The following is an 18,827-nucleotide window of genomic DNA, read 5'->3' as shown; positions in this document are numbered from 1 at the left end:
CGGGAACGGGCGGCGGGCCTACGGGCTGTCGCTTGCCCAGTGTCGTTCAGTCCTTCGTGAGAGCGGTCGTACTGCTACCAAGAGTACGTGCCTCGGCGCCGGATGGTTCCCGCCGGTCCACCGGCTGCCGCCCGGCGGGCTCACCGAAGAGCATCCGGCGCACGTCGGCACGCGCCTGCCGGGCGGAGCGCCGGGCCGAGGCCAACGCCTGCCGGGCCGCCCGCCCGGCACCGCGCCCGGCCTCGACGAGGGGACGCAGCACGGTGTCCCGCACGGCGTGCCCCACCGGGGCCAGCACGTTCCGGTACACCCACCGCACCGGCTCCACCACGGTCCACCGCAGGAGCGTGCCGAGGAACCGCCCGACGGCACGCGAGAGGTACCCGGCGATCCGCCAGGCGTGCCCGAGGGCGTCCCACACCTCCCGTCCGACGACGGCGAGGGCCCGGCCGACGGGAGCGAGCACCCACCGCCACACCGCGAGGGCCGGCAGCACCAGCAGCACCCGGACGACCCAGTACAGAACGAACCCGACACCGGTGACGACGAGCCCCACGCCCCGCGCGACCTGCCTGGCGCACCAGACAAGCCCCCTGCCGCACCGGGCGAGTACATGCCCCACCGGGGTCAGCACCCACCGGTACAACCACTCCCCCGGCACGACGACCAGGTACCGCCCGAGCCACGCGAGACCGGCGTACAGCCCGCGCCCGACCGCCGCGAGCACCGCGCCCATCCGCGTGAGGAACCAGGCCAGCGCGTGCCCCACCGGCGTCAGCACCCGTCGGTACAGCCACACCGCCGGCACCACGAGGAGCACCTTCCCCAGCCACCCCACGCCCCTGGCGAGCGGCACGACGACATACCGCCACAGCGCGACCAGCGGCCACACGAAGACCGCTCGCCCGAGCCACGCCAGCGCCCGCCCGACGGGACGCAGCACCGTGTCCCGCAGGAACCGCCCCACGACGACCAGCGCGTCCCACACCATGCGCACCGGCACGACCAGCACCAGCACGACGATCCGCACCGGAATCCGGACCGCCGCGGTCAGACACCCCTCGGCGTCCGGCCCGCGCACCGGTTCCCCCTGCGGCCGCGCCGCGGGCGCCTTCTCCAGATCCACCATGAACATGAGGACGCCGCGGAACCCCTTCCGGATCCCGCGGCGTCCCGCCGAGCGCCCCTACTTGACCACGGTCAGCGGCAGCAGCTTCTTGCCGGTCGGACCGACCTGGATCTCGGTGTCCATCGCCGGGCACACCCCGCAGTCGAAGCACGGGGTCCAGCGGCAGTCGTCGACCTCGGTCTCGTCGAGGGCGTCCTGCCAGTCCTCCCAGAGCCACTCCTTGTCGAGGCCGGAGTCCAGGTGGTCCCAGGGCAGGACCTCCTCGTAGCCGCGCTCGCGGGTGGTGTACCAGTCGACGTCGACGCCGGTCGGCTCCAGGGCCTTGGCGGCGCAGGCCATCCAGCGGTCGTAGGAGAAGTGCTCGCGCCAGCCGTCGAAGCGGCCGCCGTCGTCGTAGACGGCGCGGATGACGGCGCCCAGGCGGCGGTCGCCGCGGGAGAGGAGGCCCTCGACGATGCCGGGCTTGCCGTCGTGGTAGCGGAAGCCGATGGAGCGGCCGTACTTCTTGTCGCCGCGGATCTTGTCGCGGAGCTTCTGCAGGCGGGCATCCGTCTCCTCGGCGGAGAGCTGCGGGGCCCACTGGAAGGGGGTGTGGGGCTTGGGGACGAAGCCGCCGATGGAGACCGTGCAGCGGATGTCGCCGGAGCCGGAGACCTCGCGGCCCTTGGCGATGACGCGGGTGGCCATGTCGGCGATCTGGAGGACGTCGTCGTCGGTCTCGGTGGGCAGGCCGCACATGAAGTACAGCTTCACCTGGCGCCAGCCGTTGCCGTAGGCCGTGGCGACGGTCCGGATGAGGTCCTCCTCCGAGACCATCTTGTTGATGACCTTGCGGATGCGCTCGGAGCCGCCCTCGGGGGCGAAGGTGAGGCCGGAGCGGCGGCCGTTGCGGGTCAGCTCGTTGGCCAGGTCGATGTTGAAGGCGTCCACGCGGGTGGAGGGGAGGGACAGGCCGATCTTGTCCTCCTCGTACCGGTCGGCGAGGCCCTTGGCGACGTCGGCGATCTCCGTGTGGTCGGCGGAGGAGAGGGACAGGAGGCCGACCTCTTCGAAGCCGGTGGCCTTCAGGCCCTTGTCGACCATCTCGCCGATGCCGGTGATGGAGCGCTCGCGCACCGGGCGGGTGATCATGCCGGCCTGGCAGAAGCGGCAGCCCCGGGTGCAGCCGCGGAAGATCTCCACGGACATGCGCTCGTGGACGGTCTCGGCGAGCGGGACGAGGGGCTGCTTGGGGTAGGGCCACTCGTCGAGGTCCATGACGGTGTGCTTCGAGACCCGCCACGGGACGCCGGAGCGGTTGGGGACGACGCGGGCGATACGGCCGTCGGGGAGGTACTCGACGTCGTAGAAGGCGGGGACGTAGACGCCGCCGGTCTTCGACAGGCGGAGCAGGAGCTCCTCGCGGCCGCCGGGGCGGCCCTCGGCCTTCCAGGCGCGGATGATCGCGGTGACCTCCAGGACGGCCTGCTCGCCGTCGCCGATGACCGCGCAGTCGATGAAGTCCGCGATCGGCTCGGGGTTGAAGGCCGCGTGGCCGCCGGCCAGGACGATCGGGTCGTCGATGCCGCGGTCCTTCGCCTCCAGCGGAATGCCCGCCAGGTCCAGGGCGGTGAGCATGTTGGTGTAGCCCAGCTCCGTGGAGAAGGAGAGGCCGAAGACGTCGAAGGCGCCGACCGGGCGGTGGCTGTCGACGGTGAACTGCGGGACGGAGTGCTCCCGCATCAGCTCCTCGAGGTCCGGCCAGACGCTGTAGGTGCGCTCGGCGAGGACACCCTGCTGTTCGTTGAGCACCTCGTAGAGGATCATGACGCCCTGGTTGGGCAGGCCGACCTCGTAGGCGTCGGGGTACATCAGGGCCCAGCGGACGTCGCAGGATTCCCACTCCTTGACCGTGGAGTTCAGCTCTCCGCCGACGTACTGGATCGGCTTCTGCACATGCGGCAGCAGGGCTTCGAGCTGCGGAAACACGGACTCGGCGGCCTGGGTGGCTTCGGCAGGCATCTCACGGGACCTTTGTGTGCTGGCGTGAACTGACAAGAGGGGACCATCCAGCCTAACCCGGCCCGGACGGTCCCCCTACCGCTCACCCCCGCCCCACCGGGCTACGCCGACATCGGCCGTTGCACGGTGATCGACTGGAGCAGGCCGACCGCTATCCACACGGCGAACATGGAGGAGCCGCCGTAGGACACGAAGGGCAGGGGCAGGCCGGTGACCGGCATGATGCCGAGCGTCATGCCGATGTTCTCGAAGGTCTGGAAGGCGAACCAGGCGACGATCCCGGCGACGACGACGGTCCCGTACAGGTCCGGGGTGCTGCGGGCGATGCGGCAGGCGCGCCAGAGGACCACGCCGAGCAGGGCGATGATGAGGCCCGCGCCGAGGAAGCCCAGTTCCTCGCCGGCGACGGTGAAGACGAAGTCGGTCTGCTGCTCGGGGACGAACCGGCCGGTGGTCTGCGAGCCGTGGAAGAGGCCGGAGCCGGTGAGTCCGCCGGAGCCGATGGCGATGCGGGCCTGGTTGGTGTTGTAGCCGACGCCCGCGGGGTCGAGGGCGGGGTTGGCGAAGGCGGCGAAGCGGGCGATCTGGTAGTCGTCCAGGATGCCGAGCTGCCACACGGCGAGCGCCCCGGCGGTGCCGGCGCCGAGCAGTCCGAAGATCCAGCGGTTGCTGGCGCCGGAGGCGAGCAGGATGCCGAGCACGATGATGACCATGACCATGACCGACCCGAGGTCGGGCATGAGCATCACGATGAGCATCGGCACGGTGGCCAGGCCCAGGGCCTGGAGCACGGTGCGGTGGTCGGGGTGCGGCCGGTCCCCGGCGTCGACGCGGGCGGCCAGCAGCATCGCCATGCCCAGGATGATCGTGAGCTTCACGAACTCCGAGGGCTGCAGGGAGAAGCCGCCGGGGAGCTTGATCCAGGAGTGGGCGCCGTTGATGGTCGAGCCGAGCGGGGTGAGCACCAGCAGGATCAGGGCCACGGACGCGCCGTAGAGGACCGGTACGGCGGTGCGCAGGGCGCGGTGGCCGAGCCAGACGGTGGCGACCATCAGGGCGAGCCCGATGCCGGTGTTCAGCAGGTGCCGGGTGAGGAAGTAGTACTGGTCGCCCTGGTTGAGCTCGGTGCGGTTGCGGGTCGCGGAGTAGACGAGCAACGAGCCCATCAGGGACAGGGCGACCGCGGCCAGCAGTATCGGCCAGTCGAGCCGCCGCGCCATCGAGTCCCGGGCGAAGAGGCGGGCCCAGCCGCCCCGGTCGGGGCCGTATCCGGAGACGTGGAAACTGTTGCCGGTCATGCGCGTGCCCTCCGGCCTCTTGCGTTGCCGCCGCGCCGGGTGCCGCGCCGTGCGCCGCCCGCGCCGCCTCGCCGTCGGTGGCGGCGGGTGTCGCGGTTCTCCCCGTTCTGGTTGGGGGTGGTGGCCGGCTGGGTCCCTTCCTCGACGGGGGCGTACTCCTCGTCCGGGGAGGCCTTCTCGTCGGGCTGGAGTTCCTTGACGACGTCCTTGGGCATCTTCGGGGAGAGGATCGTCCCGTCCGTCTTGATCTTCGGCAGGCTCGCCTGCGGCTTGGGCAGCAGGGCCTTCTTCGGGTCGATGTCGCCGTCGTCGGAGACGCCGTACAGCGCGTCGTAGATGTTGCGGACGGCGGGTCCCGAGGCGCCGGAGCCGGTGCCGCCCTGGGAGATCGTCATGACGATCGAGTAGTCCTTGGTGTATGTCGCGAACCACGAGGTGGTCTGCTTGCCGTAGACCTCGGCGGTACCGGTCTTGGCGTGCATCGGGATCTTGTCCTGCGGCCAGCCGACCTGGGCGAACCGCCAGGCGGCGGTGCCGCGGCTGGCGACGCCGGCGAGGGCCTCGTCCATCTTGGCCAGCGTGGTCTTGCTTATGGGCAGCTTGCCGTGGGCCGTGGGCTCGATCTCGCGGACGCTCTTGCCGTCGGGGCTGACGATCGCCTTGCCGATGCTCGGGTCGTACATGGTGCCGCCGTTGGAGATGGCCGCGTAGATGGTGGCCATCTGGATGGGGGTGACGAGGGTGTCGCCCTGGCCGATGGAGTAGTTGATGGAGTCACCGGCGCGCATCTTGTTGCCGCTGTGGCAGTTCTCGTACGCGATCTTCTCGACGTAGGAGCCGTCCTTCTTGCCGGACTTGCACCAGGCGTCCTTGTTGGCCTCCCAGTAGTCCTGCTTCCACTGGCGGTCGGGGACGCGGCCGGAGACCTCGTTGGGGAGGTCGATGCCGGTCTTGGCGCCGAGGCCGAACTGGTGGGCGGCCTTGTAGAAGTAGTCGTTGGGGTCCTTGGGGTTCATCCCGCCGTCCTTCTTCCACTCCTGGTGGGCCAGGCGGTAGAAGACGGTGTCGCAGGAGAGCTCCAGGGCGCGGCCGAGGGTGATCGGGCCGTAGCTGGCCGACTCGAAGTTCTTGAAGACCTGGCCGCCGACGTCGTAGGCGCTGGAGCAGTCGTACTTGCCGTCGAACTCGTACCCGGCCTCGACCGCCGCGGCGGAGGAGACGACCTTGAAGATGGAGCCGGGGGCCGCCTGGCCCTGGGTGGCGCGGTTGAGCAGCGGGTAGTTGGACTCCTTGCCGGTGAGCTTCTTGTAGTCCTTGGCGGAGATGCCGCCGACCCAGGCGTTGGGGTCGTAGTCGGGGTTGGAGGCCATGGCGACGACGCGGCCGGTCTTGGCCTCCATCACCACGACCGCGCCCGCGTCGGCCTCGTAGAGCCGGTTGGTGTTGCGGTCCATCTCCTTGCGGGCGGCCTTCATCGCCTCGTTCAGCTCGTACTCGGCGACGCGCTGGACGCGGGCGTCGATGCTGGTGACGAGGTTGGCGCCGGGGGTGCCGGGGTCGGACTCGGCCTTGCCGATGACGCGGCCGAGGTTGTCGACCTCGTAGCGGGTGACGCCCGCCTTGCCGCGCAGCGCCTTGTCGTACTGGCGTTCCAGACCGGAGCGGCCGACCTGGTCGGAGCGCAGGTAGGGCGAGTCGGTGTCCTCGGCCTTCTTCAGCTCCTCGTCGGTGACCGGCGAGAGGTAGCCGAGGACCTGGGCGGTGTTGGAGCCGCCGGGCGCGGCGTAACGGCGTACGGCCATGGGCTCGGCGGTGATGCCGGGGAAGTCCTCGGCGCGCTCGCGGATCTGCAGGGCCTGCTTGACGGTGGCCTCGTCGGTGACGGGGATCGGCTGGTAGGGCGAGCCGTTCCAGCAGGGCTGGGGGGTCTCGGCGTCGCAGAGCCGGACCTTGTCGATGACCTCCTGCGGCTTCATGTCGAGGACGCCGGCGAGCTTGGTGAGGACGGCCTTGCCGTCGTCCTTCATCTTCAGCAGGTCGGTGCGGGAGGCGGAGACGACGAGCCGGGTCTCGTTGTCGGCGAGGGCGACGCCGCGGGCGTCCAGGATCGAGCCCCGGGTGGCGGGCTGGACGACCTGCTGGACGTGGTTGCCGGAGGCCTCGGCGGCGTACTCGTCGCCCTGGCGGATCTGGAGGTACCAGAGGCGGCCGCCGAGGGTGGCGAGGAGGGAGAGGACGAGGATCTGGATGACGACGAGGCGGGTCTGGACGCGGGTGCTGCGGCCGGTCTCGGGGATGTTGGTCATGGGGCGCAGCCCGTCCGGTCGAGGGTGGCGGTGGGCGACGAGTGGGCGGTCACTGGTTCTGGCTCCCCCTCACGATGGCTGTGCTGCTGGTGTGCTGCCGCGTCCTCACAGGCGCTTGACCCCCTTGATGCGGCCGGCCCGGGCGACACGGGCGCGGGCCGTCTTCACCCGCAGCGCGTTGCGCTGTCTGCCGATGCGCAGGCCGGTGCCGCCGGAGAGCCAGCCGGAGGAGATGTCGGGGCTCTGGGCGGCGGAGTTGGTGTCGGCCAGCGGGTCGTTGTCGGCGCGGCGGGCGAGCGCCATGACGCCGGGGACGACGAAGGGCGCGAGCAGCAGGTCGTACAGGGCGGCCGTGAACAGCAGGCTGGGCAGGCCGACATGGCGGGCGGCGGTGTCGCCGACGAGGGCGCCGACGCCCGCGTAGAGCAGGGTGGTGCCGACGGCGGCGGCGACCACGACGACCATGGGGCCGGTGGCCGAGCGGAGCCGTCCGTTGTCGGGCTTGGCGAGGCCGGCGAGGTAGCCGACGACGCAGAGCACGAGGGCGTAGCGACCGGCGGCGTGGTCGGCGGGCGGGGCGAGGTCGGCGAGGAGTCCGGCGCCGAAGCCGACGAGGGCGCCGCCGACGTGGCCGTAGACCAGGGCGAGGCCGAGGACGGTGAGCAGCATCAGGTCGGGGACGGCGCCGGGCAGGTGGAGGCGGGCGAGGACGCTCACCTGGATCACCAGGGCGACGACGACCAGGGCGACGGACAGCAGGATCCGGTTGACGCGCATGGGGTGAGGGCTCCTACGGTTCGGTCTGCTCGTTCTGCTGGTCGGTCTGGTCGTTCTGACCGGTGGCGTCGTTCTGGCCGGTGGCGTCGTTCTGGCCGGTCGTGTCGTCCTGGCCGGTGGCATCGTTCTGGCCGGTGGCGTCGGTCCCGCCGTCCTGGGCCCGGCCCTCGGGGTCGGCCCCCGGGGTCACGGTCACCGTGACGGTCGGCGTGGGCTCCGGCTTCGGCTTGTCCGGGAGCACCGCGTCGCGCGGGTCCTTCGCCGGGGCCTGGACGACGACGCCGACGATGTCGAGCTTGGTGAAGCTGACGAACGGCGTGACGTCGAGGATGCGGGTGAGGTCGCCGCCGTTGGGGTCGATGCGGGTGATGGTGCCGACGGGCACGCCGGGCACGAACGGCTTGTCGGCCTGGGAGCCGAAGGTGACGAGGCGGTCGCCCTTCTTGACGTCGGCCTTGCCGTTGAGGAGTTCGACGCGCAGGGGGCGGCTGCCCTGGCCGGAGGCGAAGCCGAGTTCGTCGCCGGACTCCATCCGGGTGCCGACGGTGAAGTCCGGGTCGTTGGCGAGCAGCACGGTGGAGGTGTTCGGGCCGACGGTGGTGACGCGTCCGACGAGGCCGTCGCCGTTGAGGACGGTCATGTCGCGCTGGATGCCGTCGTTCGCGCCGACGTCGATGGTGACGGTCCAGGAGAAGCCCTGGGCCGCTCCTATGGCGATGACCTGGGCGCCCTTGATGCCGTACTGCCCGGCTCCGGCGAGTCCGAGCATCTTGTCGAACTGCTTGAGCCGGCTGCGGCCGCGCTCGTCGCTGCCGAGCTTCGCCTTCAGGGCCGCGTTCTCCGTCTCCAGTCGCGCGAGCCGGTCGTGCCGGTCGCCGGAGTCGCGGATCGCGGAGACGGCGTTGCCGACCGGGTCGACCGCGGACGACACGCCGTTCTCGATCGGACCGAAGACGGTGGCCGCGGCCTGCCGGGCACCGTCGACCGGTGAGTCCTCCCCACCGCGGATGTCCACCGTGATCAGCGCGAACGCGATGGCGATCAGCAGTACCAGGAGCAGCCGGCTCTCTTTCGTGTCCCTCACGTGCGGCGGCCGTGCCTTCCTCGTCGAAATCCGGGAATCTCGGAATGTACGTGGCGGTGTTCAGGAATTGGGTGATTCGGCACTTCGGGCGTGTGCGGCGCATCGGGCCCTTCACGCACATCCACTGCCGCAACCCTCTATATCAACGATCCGCCGCACGAGAGGAGATCGTCTCGTACGGCGGAACCGAAGTGTTACGTCATCTGCGGGGCGAGGCGTCCAGCACCTGCTGGAGTGCCTCGAACTCCTCGACGCACTTGCCGCTGCCGAGCGCGACGCTGTCGAGCGGGTCCTCGGCGATGTGGATCGGCATTCCGGTCTCCCGGCGCAGCCGTTCGTCGAGCCCGCGCAGCAGCGCACCGCCGCCGGTCAGGACGATGCCCCGGTCCATGATGTCGCCGGACAGCTCCGGCGGACACTTGTCGAGGGTCGTCTTGACGGCGTCGACGATGGCGTTGACCGGCTCCTCGATCGCCTTGCGCACTTCGGCGGCGGAGATGACGACGGTCTTGGGCAGCCCGGAGACGAGGTCCCGGCCGCGGATTTCGGTGTGCTCGTCGGAGTCGAGGTCGTACGCCGAACCGATCGTGATCTTGATCTGTTCGGCCGTGCGCTCACCCAGCAGAAGGCTGTACTCCTTCTTCACGTGCTGGATGATCGCGTTGTCCAGCTCGTCACCCGCGACGCGGATGGACTGGGCGGTGACGATGCCGCCGAGCGAGATGACCGCGACCTCCGTGGTGCCGCCGCCGATGTCCACCACCATGTTGCCCGTGGCCTCGTGGACCGGCAGGCCGGAGCCGATGGCCGCGGCCATGGGCTCTTCGATGATGTGCACCTGTCGGGCGCCGGCCTGGGACGACGCCTCGATGACGGCGCGGCGCTCGACGCCGGTGATGCCCGAGGGCACACAGACGACGACCCGCGGCCGAGCCAGATACCGCCGCTTGTGGATCTTCAGGATGAAGTAGCGCAGCATCCGCTCGGTGATCTCGAAGTCGGCGATGACGCCGTCCTTCAGCGGACGCACGGCAACGATGTTGCCGGGCGTGCGCCCGATCATCTTCTTCGCTTCGGCGCCGACCGCGAGGATGCCACCGGTGTTGGTGTTGATCGCGACGACGGACGGCTCGTTGAGTACGATCCCGCGACCCCTGACGTACACCAGCGTGTTGGCGGTCCCGAGGTCGACAGCCATGTCACGGCCGATGAACGACATTGAGTTCCCCATCAGGATTCGACTGGCCTTCCCAGGAGCTTTTGAGGGCTTTTCAGGTAGGCGAAGTGGGTGCAGTGACGCGTGGAGGCTTCCATCGTAGACGCGCTTTCGCGAACACTGCGCGAGGGTCTTCGCCATTGTCAGCAGATGGCACGCCGCCTCGCTCGTGGAGACGGGCCAACGGTGGGATCCGTTCCCCCGAACAGGCGCGCATATGCCACAGGGCGGTCGCTTTTACGCGACCGCCCCGGCTTCGCCCGGTCCATTCGGCTGACGTGACGTCAGAAAAAAAGGCGCTCCCGGCGTGTCCCGAAGGAGGATCAGACCCGATCCGGGAAGAAGATCTTCAGCTCGCGCTCGGCGGACTCCTCGGAGTCGGAGGCGTGGATCAGGTTCTCGCGGACGATCACACCGTAGTCGCCCCGGATGGAGCCGGGCGCGGCGGCGATCGGGTCGGTCGGACCGGCCAGCGCGCGCACACCCTCGATGACCCGCTCGCCCTCGACGACCATCGCGACGACCGGGCCGGACGCCATGAACTCGACCAGCGGCTCGTAGAACGGCTTGCCCTTGTGCTCTCCGTAGTGGGCTTCCAACGTCTCGGCGTCCAGGGTGCGCAGTTCCAGCGCGGTGATCTGCCAGCCGGCCTTGCGCTCGATACGGCTGATGATCTCGCCGGTCAGGCCACGACGGACGGCGTCGGGCTTGAGGAGGACGAGGCTGCGCTGGGTCACGAGGGCTCCCTTGGAAAGGTTCGAGATGTGCGGTCGTGCGGGTGATGACTGAGGTTACCGGGCGTGTCGCGGCGCCTGTCACGCAGCGTCAGGAATACCGGGCCCGGCCGCCTCGCCGACCGCGTCCGTCGGCGCCCTCAGGCGGGGTCGGGCGCGGAGGCCTCGGCCTGGGCGGCGAACCTCGCCTTCGCCTCGTCGATCTTCCGCCCGTAGTGCACGGAGGCCCACCACAGGGCGGCGAAGATCGCGCCCAGGAAGTACATGGTCGGCACGACGAGACCGGAGGCGATCAGCGCGACCTGCAGCGCCCAGCCGAGGACGACGCCGCCGGGGCGGGTGATGACCCCGCACAGCGCGACGCACAGGAACATCGCGACACCGCTGACCGTCCACACCGTCCCCATCGACAGGTCCGGGTCCTTCATGGCGACCAGGCCGGCGAAGCCGATCACGAAGAACTCGCCGATCAGCGTCGAAGCACAGAGCGTACGCACGGTTTCTCAGCCCCTCCTCAGGAGCAGTCGGGCCTCGCCGACGGTGATGACGGAACCGGTGACGAGCACACCGCCGCCCGCGAACTCGCCCTCCTCCTCGGCCAGCGTGATCGCGGCCTCCAGGGCGTCCGGCAGCCGCGGCTCGACCTGCACGCGGTCCTCGCCGAACACCTCGACGGCGACCGCGGCCAGCTCGTCGGCGTCCATCGCGCGATGGCTGGAGTTCTGGGTGACGACGACCTCGGCGAAGACCGGCTCGAAGGCTTCGAGCAGCCCCCGCACGTTCTTGTCGCCGCTGGCGCCGACCACGCCGATGAGCCGGCTGAACTGGAAGGCCTCCCCCACCGCCTCGGCGGTGACCCGGGCCCCGGCCGGATTGTGCGCGGCGTCCAGCACCACGGTCGGCGAGCGCCGCACCACCTCCATCCGCCCCGGCGAGGCGACGGAGGCGAAGGCCTGGCGCACGGTGTCGATGTCCAGCGGCTCGGGACGCTGCGCGCCGACGCCGAAGAACGCCTCGACGGCGGCCAGCGCGACCGCCGCGTTGTGCGCCTGGTGGGCGCCGTGCAGCGGCAGGTAGACCTCGGTGTACTCACCGCCGAGCCCGCGCAGCGTCACCTGCTGCCCGCCGACGGCGACCTCGCGGGCGACGACGCCGAACTCCAGCCCCTCGCGGGCCACGGTGGCGTTGACGTCCACGGCCTTCTTCAGCATCACCTGCGCCGCGTCCACCGGCTGCTGGGCCAGGATCACGGTCGCGTCCTGCTTGATGATCCCGGACTTCTCGACCGCGATCTCGCCGGGCGTCCCGCCGAGCCGGTCGGTGTGGTCCAGGTCGATGGGGGTGACGACGGCGACGTCCCCGTCGATGACGTTGGTGGCGTCCCAGGAGCCGCCCATCCCGACCTCGACGACGGCCACGTCCACGGGCGCGTCGGCGAAGGCGGCGTACGCCATGCCGGTCAGCACCTCGAAGAACGACAGCCGGTACTCCTGCTGCGCGTCGACCATCTCGACGTACGGCTTGACGTCCTGGTACGTCTCGACGAACCGCTCGGCGGAGATCGGCGCCCCGTCCAGGCTGATCCGCTCGGTGATCGACTGCACGTGCGGCGAGGTGTACCGACCGGTGCGCAGCTCGAAGGCGCCGAGCAGCGCCTCGATCATGCGGGCGGTGGAGGTCTTGCCGTTGGTCCCGGTGATGTGGATGGAGGGGTACGAGCGCTGCGGCTCGCCCAGTACGTCCATCAGCGCGGCGATCCTGGCGACGGACGGCTCCAGCTTGGTCTCGCCCCAGCGGGTGGCCAGCTCCGTCTCGACCTCGCGCAGCGCCGCGTCCACCTCGGGGTCCTCCGGGCGCCCGGGGATGTCGGCCTGCGGGGGGCCGCCCTGGGTGCGCAGGGTGCGGCTGCCGGCCTCGATGACGGCGAGGTCGGGGTCGCGGGTGGTCTCCGCGTCGATGATCTCGTCGAAGGAGTCGAGGGGGTCGGAGGGGTCGGGCTGGTCGTTCTCGCCGGGGATGTCGCTCACGGGGACCAGTCTACGTACCCCGCCCCCCGTAACCGCGGGCAGTCGTGCCGCTGGGGCGGCACGGGTGGGCGCGGCGGCACCCCGTCAGCGCCGGGCTGCGCGATGCCCTGCGGGGCGCCAGCGGGGGGGCGGCTTGGGTCCCGGGCGAGTGCGGCGCCGTCGTGGCTTGTCGCGCAGTTCCCCGCGCCCCTAGGTAGCGAAGGTCCCCGGCGCAAGAATGCTCCGGGGACCTTCGTCGACGTACGGACGTTACGCCTCCGGCAGCTTCTCCAACTGCGCGGTGATGCGGGCGATGTCCTCGTCCGCCTTGGTCAGGCGGCCCCGGATCTTGTCCACGACGTGATCCGGCGCCTTCGCCAGGAACGCCTCGTTGCCGAGCTTGGCGTTCGCCTGGGCCTTCTCCTTCTCCGCCGCGGCGAGGTCCTTCGCCAGCCGCTTGCGCTCGGCGGCGAAGTCGATGACCCCGGAGAGATCGAGGGCGACCTCGACCCCCGCGACCGGCAGCGTCGCCGTCGCCGCGAAACCGTCACCCTCCGGCTGCAGCCGCAGCAGCTGCCGGACCGCCGCCTCGTGGGCCGCGAGCGCGCTGCCCGCCAGGGTCAGCCGGGCCGGAACCCGCTGGCCGGGCTGGAGCCCCTGGTCGGCACGGAAGCGCCGGACCTCGGTGATGACGGACTGGACGGTCTCGATCTCCCGCTCGGCGTCCGCGTCCCGGAAGCCCGAGTCCTGCGGCCACTCGGCGATGACGACCGACTCGCCACCCGTGAGCGTCGTCCACAGCGTCTCGGTGACGAAGGGGACGACCGGGTGGAGGAGACGCAGCGTCACGTCGAGGACCTCGCCCAGGACGCGCTTGGAGACCTCGGCCGCCTCGCCGCCCGCCTGGAAGGTGGTCTTGGACAGCTCGACGTACCAGTCGAAGACCTCGTCCCAGGCGAAGTGGAACAGCGCGTCGGAGAGCTTCGCGAACTGGTAGTCCTCGTAGTACGCGTCGACCTCGGCGACGACCGAGTTCAGCCGGGAGAGGATCCAGCGGTCGGTCGAGGACATCCTCGACGCGTCCGGCAGCGGGCCCTCGACCGTCGCGCCGTTCATCAGCGCGAAGCGGGTGGCGTTCCAGATCTTGTTGGCGAAGTTCCGGGAGCCCTGGACCCAGTCCTCGCCGATCGGCACGTCGACGCCCGGGTTGGCGCCGCGCGCGAGGGTGAAGCGGAGGGCGTCGGAGCCGTACTTGTCCATCCAGTCCAGCGGGTTGACCACGTTCCCGAAGGACTTGGACATCTTCTTGCCGTTCTGGTCACGGACCATGCCGTGCAGGGCGATGGTGTGGAACGGCGGGGTGCCGTCCATCGCGTAGAGGCCGAACATCATCATCCGGGCGACCCAGAAGAAGAGGATGTCGTAGCCGGTGACCAGGACGGAGTTCGGGTAGAACTTCGCGAGCGACTCGGTCTGCTCGGGCCAGCCGAGGGTGGAGAAGGGCCACAGGCCGGAGGAGAACCAGGTGTCCAGGACGTCGGGGTCCTGCCGCCAGCCCTCGCCGCTGGGCGGCTCCTCGTCGGGGCCGACGCAGACGACCTCGCCCTCGGGGCCGTACCAGACGGGGATGCGGTGGCCCCACCACAGCTGGCGCGAGATGCACCAGTCGTGGAGGTTGTCGACCCAGTCGAAGTACCGCTTCTCCATCTCCTGCGGGTGGATCTTGACCTTGCCGTCGCGGACCGCGTCACCGGCGGCCTTCGCCAGCGGGCCGACCTTGACCCACCACTGCATGGACAGGCGCGGTTCGATGGTGGTCTTGCAGCGCGAGCAGTGGCCGACGGAGTGGACGTAGGGCCGCTTCTCGGCGACGATCCGCCCCTCGGCGCGCAGCGCGGCGACGATGGCGGAGCGGGCCTCGAGCCGGTCCAGGCCCTGGAAGGGACCGTGGGCGGTGATGACGGCGTGCTCGTCCATCACGGCGATGGAGGGCAGGCCGTGCCGCTGGCCGATCTCGAAGTCGTTCGGGTCGTGGGCCGGCGTCACCTTGACGGCGCCGGTGCCGAACTCGGGGTCGACGTGCTCGTCGGCGACGACCGGGATGGAGCGGTCGGTCAGCGGCAGCTTGATCTGCTTGCCGACCAGGTGCTTGTACCGCTCGTCCTCGGGGTGGACGGCGACCGCCGTGTCACCGAGCATCGTCTCGGCACGGGTGGTGGCGACGACGATGGTCTCGTCCCCGTCCCCGTACTTCATGGAGACCAGCTCGCCGTCGTCGTCCTGGTACTCGACCTCGATGTCGGAGATCGCGGTCAGGCAGCGCGGGCACCAGTTGATGATGCGCTCGGCGCGGTAGATCAGCTCGTCGTCGTAGAGCCGCTTGAAGATGGTCTGGACGGCCTGGGACAGGCCCTCGTCCATCGTGAACCGCTCACGCGACCACGCGACACCGTCTCCCAGGCGGCGCATCTGGCCGCTGATCTGGCCGCCGGACTCGCCCTTCCACTGCCAGACGCGCTCGACGAAGGCCTCCCGGCCCAGGTCGTGGCGGGACTTGCCCTCCTTGCCCAGCTCGCGCTCGACGACGTTCTGCGTGGCGATGCCGGCGTGGTCCATGCCGGGCTGCCACAGCGTCTCGTAGCCCTGCATGCGCTTGCGGCGGGTCAGGGCGTCGATGAGCGTGTGCTCGAAGGCGTGCCCGAGGTGCAGGCTGCCCGTGACGTTCGGCGGCGGGATGACGACGGTGTACGGAGGCTTGTCGCTCTTCGCGTCGGCCTCGAAGTAACCCCGTTCTACCCAGCGCTCGTACAGCTGCCCCTCTACCTCGGCCGGCGTGTACTGGGTCGGCAGTTCGGTGGTGGGCGCGGGCTGCGGCTGCTGAGAGTTCTCGGTCACGGGGGTCAGTTTACGGGCGTCACGGCCATGTCCCGAAACGCGTTTCTTCTGTAACGGTGCGGCCCCCGGTGACCTGCGCACGCCAGGCTTGAGTCAGGATGTCGGAACCACGTAAAGCATCTGAGGGGGAACCCAGGAATGAGTCACAACCAGCCGGGCCCGTACGGCGGGCAGCCCCAGCAGCCCGGACCGTACGGCCAGCCGGGACCGTACGGCCAGCAGCCGCCGCAGGCCCCCCAGCCCGGCTACGGCTACCCCCAGCAGGCACCCCCGCAGCAGCCGGGCTACGGCTACCCGCAGCAGCCCCAGCAGGGCGGCGTACCGCCGCAGACTCCGCCGTACGGCCAGCAGCCCCCGTACGGGCAGCAGCCGCCCTACGGCCAGCAGCCCTACGGCATGCCGCAGCCCCCGGCGCCGGGCGGCGGCAAGAAGAAGACCGGCCTCATCATTGGCGCGGTCGCCGTCGTGGCGGCGATCGGCGTGGGCGCGTACTTCGTGTTCGGCGGAGGCGGCGGCGCGGGCGGCCTGGAGGACGACGGCCCGCACAAGCTGACGACGCCCGCGAAGGCGCTGGGTGAGTACACGAAGGTCAAGGGCCAGGAGGGCAGCGACTCCGACACCGCCAAGGACATGGAGAAGAGCGGCGTCAAGGACGGCACCGCCGTCATCGGGCAGTGGTCGACCGCTGACTTCAGCGGCTACGACCCCGAGGACCCCTCCACCATCCCCGACAAGTCGGAGCTGCTGACCGCCAAGGGCATGACGATGATCGGCGGTTACGGCAAGATCGCCGAGCCCCAGGCGGTCCTGGACAAGTTCTTCGCCAACATCCAGAAGGAAGTCGAGGAGAGCTCCACCAGCGACACCGGCGGCATGCAGAAGGCCGAGCTGATCGGCGAGCCCGAGGAGGTCGAGATCGACGGCGCCGTCGCCAAGTGCCAGTCGACCAAGTCCACCAACGGGCTCACCAAGAAGGAGTCGACCGACTGGTTCTGCGCCTGGGCCGACTACAGCACGATCGCCATGGTCTCGCCGGGCGACAACTCCGGTACCGGAGTGAACAAGGAGACCGCGATCGACCTCACGACGAAGCTGCGCGACGAGGTCCGCGTCAAGGTTTGACGCGTGCAGCGACCACACGGAAGGGGCCCGGTCGGTCGACCGGGCCCCTTCCGATGTTCCGCTGCTTACGCCGTCTTCTGCTCGCCCGAGCCGCGGCCCCGCGAATCCCGCGGGATCAGCGTCGGGTTGACGTTGGAGAGGACCACGTCCGCGGTGATGACGACGCGGGCGACGTCCTTGCGGGACGGGACCTCGTACATCACGCCCTGGAGGACTTCCTCCATGATGGCGCGCAGGCCGCGGGCTCCGGTCTGGCGGAGGATGGCCTGGTCGGCGATGGCCTCCAGGGCCCCGCGCTCGAAGTCCAGCTCGACGCCGTCGAGTTCGAAGAGGCGCTCGTACTGCTTGACCAGCGCGTTGCGCGGCTCGACCAGGATCTGGAGGAGCGCCTCGCGGTCGAGGTTGTGGACGGAGGTGATGACGGGCAGTCGGCCGATGAACTCGGGGATCATGCCGAACTTGACCAGGTCCTCCGGCATGACCTGCTCGAACTGGTCCTTGGACTCGATCTCCCGCTTGGAGCGGATCTGCGCGCCGAAGCCGATGCCCTTGGCGCCGGCCCGGCCCTCGATGATCTTCTCCAGGCCCGCGAAGGCGCCACCCACGATGAACAGGACGTTCGTCGTGTCGATCTGGATGAACTCCTGGTGCGGGTGCTTGCGGCCGCCCTGCGGCGGGACGGAGGCGGTGGTGCCCTCCAGGATCTTCAGCAGGGCCTGCTGGACGCCCTCGCCGGACACGTCGCGCGTGATGGAGGGGTTTTCACTCTTCCGCGCGACCTTGTCGATCTCGTCGATGTAGATGATCCCGGTCTCGGCCTTCTTGACGTCGTAGTCCGCGGCCTGGATCAGCTTCAGCAGGATGTTCTCGACGTCCTCGCCGACGTACCCCGCCTCGGTGAGCGCCGTGGCGTCGGCGATCGCGAACGGGACGTTCAGCATGCGGGCGAGGGTCTGGGCGAGGAGGGTCTTGCCGGAGCCCGTGGGGCCCAGCAGGAGGATGTTGGACTTCGCCAACTCGATGGCGTCCTCGCGGCCCTGGGCGCCGCCGTTCTCGCCGGCCTGGACCCGCTTGTAGTGGTTGTACACCGCGACGGAGAGGGCCTTCTTGGCCGCCTCCTGGCCGACCACGTAGCTCTCGAGGAACTCGTAGATCTCGCGGGGCTTCGGGAGCTCCTCCCAGCGCACCTCGCTGGTCTCCGCGAGCTCTTCCTCGATGATCTCGTTGCAGAGATCGATGCACTCGTCGCAGATGTACACACCGGGCCCTGCGATGAGCTTCTTGACCTGCTTCTGGCTCTTTCCGCAGAACGAGCACTTGAGCAGATCGCCGCCGTCACCGATGCGTGCCACGGTGTGCTTCCCCTTCGCCTGGGAGACTCCCGTACGTCGACGTCACGTCAACGGCCGGGCGGACTCCTGGTGCTGCCTTATGTCCGACGGTACCTTGCCGGGCCCCTCGTCCGGGCCCCCCTTGGCACGGTTCGCTTTGACGTGAATCGCGTCAAACCGTGCCAAGGAGCGGCAGACGATACAGCCTCCCGCCTAGCGGAGAGAGGAGTTGTCCATCTTCCGGGTGGTGATGATCTGGTCGATCAGGCCGTAGCTCAGCGCGTCCTCGGCCGTGAGGATCTTGTCGCGCTCGATGTCCTCGCGGATCTTCTCGACCGGCGTGGTGGAGTGCTTGGCCAGCATCTCCTCCAGCTGCGAGCGCATCCGCAGGATCTCGTTGGCGGCGATCTCCAGGTCGGAGACCTGGCCGCGGCCGGTCTCGCTGTACGGCTGGTGGATCAGGACGCGGGCGTTCGGCAGGCCCATGCGCTTGCCCGGCGTACCGGCGGCCAGCAGGACGGCGGCGGCCGAGGCGGCCTGGCCCATGCAGACCGTCTGGATGTCCGGCTTCACGTACTGCATCGTGTCGTAGATGGCCGTGAGCGCGGTGAAGGAGCCGCCGGGGCTGTTGATGTAGATCGAGATGTCCCGGTCGGGGTCCATCGACTCCAGGCACAGCAGCTGCGCCATGACGTCGTTGGCGGAGGCGTCGTCGATCTGGACGCCGAGGAAGATCACGCGCTCCTCGAAGAGCTTCGCGTACGGGTCGTACTCGCGCACGCCCTGCGAGGTGCGCTCGACGAAGCGCGGGATGACGTAGCGGGACTCGGCCTGGGGGCCGGTGTAGCGGCCCTGGGAGGCGGCGGCGCGCATGTCCTGCGTGGCCTGCATGCGGTCGTACAGGCCGCTGCCGGGGAAGTCGTTCACA

Annotated in this window: 14 protein-coding genes; 1 reads left to right on the top strand and 13 read right to left on the bottom strand. The window is 70.0% G+C overall.

The genetic code is table 11. The annotated features are described in order from the left end of the window. Window positions 1-46 precede the first annotated feature (46 nt). The 11 genes from D1J63_RS24505 to D1J63_RS24455 form a co-directional block, all read right to left on the bottom strand. A complete protein-coding gene (locus tag D1J63_RS24505) occupies window positions 47-1,135 on the bottom strand; it encodes a hypothetical protein (RefSeq protein ID WP_125631686.1) in 1,089 nt (362 codons plus the stop codon). A gap of 51 nt (window positions 1,136-1,186) precedes the next feature. Then, on the bottom strand, window positions 1,187-3,130 hold the full coding sequence (locus tag D1J63_RS24500) for a TIGR03960 family B12-binding radical SAM protein (protein ID WP_125631684.1): 1,944 nt from the start codon (window positions 3,128-3,130) through the stop codon (window positions 1,187-1,189). Window positions 3,131-3,231: 101 nt separating this feature from the next. Then, the gene (rodA, locus tag D1J63_RS24495) at window positions 3,232-4,428 is read right to left on the bottom strand and encodes a rod shape-determining protein RodA (RefSeq protein WP_102927986.1); all 1,197 of its coding nucleotides are present in this window, start codon (window positions 4,426-4,428) and stop codon (window positions 3,232-3,234) included. Further along, a complete protein-coding gene (gene mrdA, locus D1J63_RS24490; RefSeq protein WP_125631682.1) occupies window positions 4,425-6,734 on the bottom strand; it encodes a penicillin-binding protein 2 in 2,310 nt (769 codons plus the stop codon). Before mrdA ends, rodA begins: the two co-directional genes overlap by 4 nt. Window positions 6,735-6,839: 105 nt before the next feature. Then, window positions 6,840-7,511, bottom strand: a complete 672-nt coding sequence (gene mreD / locus D1J63_RS24485) for a rod shape-determining protein MreD (protein ID WP_061444775.1) — start codon at window positions 7,509-7,511, stop codon at window positions 6,840-6,842. 13 nt (window positions 7,512-7,524) lie between these two features. Then, window positions 7,525-8,595: a rod shape-determining protein MreC gene (gene mreC, locus D1J63_RS24480; RefSeq protein ID WP_125631680.1), complete on the bottom strand. Its 1,071-nt coding sequence runs from the start codon at window positions 8,593-8,595 to the stop codon at window positions 7,525-7,527. Window positions 8,596-8,794: 199 nt separating this feature from the next. Beyond that, window positions 8,795-9,814, bottom strand: a complete 1,020-nt coding sequence (locus D1J63_RS24475) for a rod shape-determining protein (RefSeq protein WP_007449816.1) — start codon at window positions 9,812-9,814, stop codon at window positions 8,795-8,797. Window positions 9,815-10,134: 320 nt separating this feature from the next. After that, window positions 10,135-10,548 (bottom strand): nucleoside-diphosphate kinase, encoded by a 414-nt coding sequence (ndk, locus tag D1J63_RS24470; protein ID WP_125631678.1) that lies wholly within the window; start codon window positions 10,546-10,548, stop codon window positions 10,135-10,137. 137 nt (window positions 10,549-10,685) lie between these two features. Then, window positions 10,686-11,042, bottom strand: coding sequence for a DUF4233 domain-containing protein (locus D1J63_RS24465; RefSeq protein WP_125631676.1), 357 nt, complete (start codon window positions 11,040-11,042; stop codon window positions 10,686-10,688). Between the two features lie 6 nt (window positions 11,043-11,048). Then, entirely contained in the window at window positions 11,049-12,572 is a 1,524-nt protein-coding gene (locus D1J63_RS24460; protein ID WP_125631674.1) for a folylpolyglutamate synthase/dihydrofolate synthase family protein, read from the bottom strand. A 249-nt stretch (window positions 12,573-12,821) separates the two neighbouring features. Next, window positions 12,822-15,446 (bottom strand): valine--tRNA ligase, encoded by a 2,625-nt coding sequence (locus D1J63_RS24455; RefSeq protein WP_125631672.1) that lies wholly within the window; start codon window positions 15,444-15,446, stop codon window positions 12,822-12,824. 138 nt (window positions 15,447-15,584) lie between these two features. On the opposite strand from D1J63_RS24455, the gene D1J63_RS24450 reads away from it, so the two are divergent. After that, window positions 15,585-16,568 carry a hypothetical protein gene (locus D1J63_RS24450; RefSeq protein ID WP_125631670.1) on the top strand — a complete coding sequence of 328 codons (984 nt, stop codon included), beginning with the start codon at window positions 15,585-15,587 and terminating at the stop codon, window positions 16,566-16,568. A gap of 65 nt (window positions 16,569-16,633) precedes the next feature. On the opposite strand, the gene clpX is transcribed toward D1J63_RS24450, so the two are convergent. Further along, a complete protein-coding gene (gene clpX, locus D1J63_RS24445) occupies window positions 16,634-17,920 on the bottom strand; it encodes an ATP-dependent Clp protease ATP-binding subunit ClpX (protein WP_061444769.1) in 1,287 nt (428 codons plus the stop codon). A gap of 192 nt (window positions 17,921-18,112) precedes the next feature. Next, complete coding sequence (locus D1J63_RS24440; protein ID WP_102927978.1) at window positions 18,113-18,826, bottom strand: ATP-dependent Clp protease proteolytic subunit; 714 nt, start codon at window positions 18,824-18,826, stop codon at window positions 18,113-18,115. Window position 18,827 lies beyond the last annotated feature (1 nt).

The sequence above is a fragment of the Streptomyces sp. KPB2 genome, from assembly GCF_003950055.1.
In the GTDB taxonomy this organism is placed as follows: domain Bacteria; phylum Actinomycetota; class Actinomycetes; order Streptomycetales; family Streptomycetaceae; genus Streptomyces; species Streptomyces salinarius.
Note: the sequence above shows the minus strand (reverse complement) of the source record. Positions and strands in the feature narration are given on the sequence as shown.